Below are 398 nucleotides of genomic sequence, written 5' to 3'. Positions count from 1 at the left end.
TATCACATGAAGGCGGGGATGTTTCGAGTTGTCAGGGTCAGCTAAGGAGATGATATGAACAAACTTACAATCATGACAATGCTCGTTTTTACAGGAATGAGCACCACGGTCTCTGCCGATCACGCTGAGGATCACTGGCCCGAACCCATTGAGTCTTACCGAACCGGGCAGGTTTTATTTGATCGGCTGGAATTCACCCGTACAGACAATAATGAGAACCTAATCGTCTGGGATATGTTGGCTTGGTACGGTGGCGACACAAATCGGGTTTATTTTAAAAGTGAAGGTGAGAATAAACAAAATGATGGTGAACCCACTGAACTGGAAAGTACGGAGGTGTTGGCGAGCCGGTTAATTGCTCCTTTTTGGGAAATACAGGGCGGCGTTGGACTTCGTGG

1 protein-coding gene is annotated in these 398 nt (G+C 47.2%); it reads left to right on the top strand.

Annotation, left to right across the window (positions count from 1 at the left end; translation table 11 throughout):
- Positions 1-54: 54 nt before the first annotated feature.
- Positions 55-398, top strand: a 344-nt coding sequence (locus B3M51_RS04635; RefSeq protein WP_292757169.1) for a copper resistance protein B, incomplete at its 3' end; no start/stop codon positions are given.

Source organism: Methylophaga sp. UBA2689, from assembly GCA_002354555.1.
GTDB lineage: Bacteria > Pseudomonadota > Gammaproteobacteria > Nitrosococcales > Methylophagaceae > Methylophaga.
The sequence above is the reverse complement of the archived record's forward strand: the minus strand, read 5'-3'. Positions and strand labels throughout refer to the sequence as shown.